Source organism: Methylobacterium sp. WL103 (assembly GCF_008039885.1).
GTDB lineage: Bacteria > Pseudomonadota > Alphaproteobacteria > Rhizobiales > Beijerinckiaceae > Methylobacterium > Methylobacterium cerastii.
Map to the genome: position 1 here is coordinate 1 of NZ_VRUX01000569.1, position 2,665 is coordinate 2,665.

Consider the following 2,665-nt stretch of genomic DNA (forward strand, 5'->3'; position numbering starts at 1 on the left):
GCCCGAGCGCGCGGCCTGCGCATCGAGGATGGCGCCGGTCGGGCTGGCCTCGCGCCCGGCGCGCGCACGGTCGGTCATGGTGAGGGCGTGGGCAAGGCGCTCGAACACACCCGCCTTCGACAGGCGCAAGAACCAGCGGTGAATGGTGGACCAGGGCGGGAAGTCCAACGGCAGATGCCGCCACGCGCAGCCGGTGCGCAGGACGTACTGGATGCCGTCCAGGATTGCCCGCAACGGCCAGCGCCAGGGACGACCCGCGCGCGACGGCTCAGGTAGGAGTGGGGCGATCAGCGCCCACTCCGTGTCGGTCACGCTGCTTGCGTAGGGCAGGCTCTCGCGCGCAAGCTCGGCACGGGCGGCGGGTGTCCACATCGGCGTTCCAGGGTGAGCGTCAGACACTCTCCCAACGCTGACGATGCTCGCCGCTCACCCCAAGCAGCGATCCGCGACTGCCCTTATGAAACGGGGTCTAACTCAGACCACTAGGTTAGAACCTAGGCTACCGAACGGGGGCATGCCACCATCGAGCTTTCTCAACGCAGTTAACGTTTTCGAGGCTCGGATGGAAGGGGGAATTTCCAGGTGTACAATCGTTCACATCGAAGGTGTGTTTGGCCCTGTCGCACAAGCGCACAATATGATCTGATACCGACGCGTTTCAGATTCGTAGCCCGAATTCGAATAGTTACGCTCTTTAGGGAAGGCGCACGTACTAAATCGTTGCTTAATTAGGAAAACGCTATATGAAACGCTCAAATTACACTGTGGTAGAAATTATTGCTTGTTGCTAATATGCAGCTAGAAAGTCAACAAACGATCTATAAGTGCACGAGACGGCCTAAATTGGTCACACGCGTTATATAAACTCAGACACGGGAATTTAGCCAAGTGAGAGCAGCAATTTTAGGTCTTTCTCCGTATGTTAAGGATTATTGGACGGCAAACGGACAATCTCTGTTTCAGGCAACTGGCGGGAATACAGGAAATCTAGCTTTTTTGTTCGCTGTAAATAATCATATTACATCTCGATGCGCTATTTTGCCTATGAGCGCTGATCCGGCGATCGTGCGAGAAATGGCCGATGTAGTTGTTCTTCCACTTGCAAATCAATTAGGTGCGCATACTGATTTGGGATCTCAGGCTGACCAACTCGAGAAGATTGGCCTGCCTATCGTTGGCATTGGATTGGGCGCTCAGGCTTCAAATCAGGGAAGCCATTGTGACATATCACCCGGCACAGAACGTTGGCTAAGAACAGTATGTGCGCATTCTCAAAATGGTAAAGCAAATATAGGGCTCAGAGGCGAATTTACTCTTCGCCAGTTTGAAAGATTAGGTCTTGCTGATAGCGGTATTGTAACCGGCTGTCCATCGAACTTTATATCTGAAGGCAACTCGTTCACTTGCGAGATTGAGAAGAAAATTCAAACCCCAATATCTAGAGTGGCTGTGTGCGCGGGCATACAATTTGTTTCAGATCTGTCGGGCATTGAACAAGATTTATTTGATATTGTTACCGCAACAAACGGAATATACATTACGCAACATGCAATTGATATGATTAATTTCGCACGGTGGGATGTAGAGGCAATGAATACAGAAAGACTTGAGCAAATACGAAAATATATAGCTCCACATCTTAGTTTATCCGAACTCAAAAACTGGTCCCGTACGCATGCAAGGTGTTTTGCTGACGCCCGGCAATGGATGGATGAGCTGCGTTATTATGACTTTGCTGTAGGAACTAGATTCCACGGGGCGATGCTTGCTATTCAAGCTGGAATCCCCGCGGGCTGTATAGTACACGATAGTCGCGTAGAGGAAATGTGTCAAACAATGGCAATACCATATATAAATCATAAAGATATTAATGGCGGCATTACGAAATCTTTACTGAAGAAAATGTTTCACTTTGACGTGGAACAATACAAGAACACGCGTGCAGTATTAGCTGAAAAATATATTAATTTATTGGTACAAAATGGATTAGAGCCTAGCTATAGACTTAAATCGTATAATAAATGATGATATCAAGTCTCTAACTCCTGCCAATTTTGAAATAATACGCACAATAGTTATATAAATCTGAAGTACTCATGCTAATCAAACTTAGATGTATAGTCCCGTTGTTTGGCTGTACGTCTGGTCCCGCATGGAGGCACATGCTATGGACCAGCTTCTTTGTTAGAACGCGTTTCATAATGCGTTGAACAGCTTAGCTTTTGGGTGAACGGCGGGCATCGTGGGTGTTGGGAGAGTGTCTGACGCTCACCCAGGAACCCCGATATGGACGCCCACCGATCTGCGATCGCCCCACCGCCCGCGCCGAGCTTGCGCGAGAGAGCCTGCCCTACGTAACCAGCCTCGGTGATGCCGAATGGGCGGTGCTTGCACCGCTTCTGCCTGCGCCGTCCAGCATAGGGCGACCGTGGCACCGGCAATTGCGCGAGGTCTTTGACGGCATCCTTTACGTGTTGCGGACAGGATGCGCGTGGCGGCATTTGCGGGTGGACTTCCCGCCGTGGAGCACGGTGCATCGTAAGCGGTGTCTGGACGGCACCTTTCGGCAGGCGGTGTGACGGGGACATACGGAGCCAGGCAGGAGCTCCGTCACATGTCGATGTCAGGTCGTATGGCTATGTCGGAGCCGGTCCGGCGGCTTGAA

At 51.3% G+C, this 2,665-nt stretch carries 2 protein-coding genes and 1 pseudogene; 2 read left to right on the forward strand and 1 reads right to left on the reverse strand.

The genetic code is table 11. The features are described 5' to 3' along the window. On the reverse strand, positions 1–372 hold a 372-nt coding region (locus tag FV222_RS22425), incomplete at its 3' end, for a transposase (protein WP_147815678.1). Positions 373–888: 516 nt separating this feature from the next. On the opposite strand from FV222_RS22425, the gene FV222_RS22430 reads away from it, so the two are divergent. Continuing rightward, positions 889–2,025, forward strand: a complete 1,137-nt coding sequence (locus FV222_RS22430; protein ID WP_147815679.1) for a polysaccharide pyruvyl transferase family protein — start codon at positions 889–891, stop codon at positions 2,023–2,025. Between the two features lie 275 nt (positions 2,026–2,300). After that, positions 2,301–2,540, forward strand: a pseudogene (locus tag FV222_RS22435) (transposase); the annotation flags it as partial. Between the last annotated feature and the right edge of the window lie 125 nt (positions 2,541–2,665).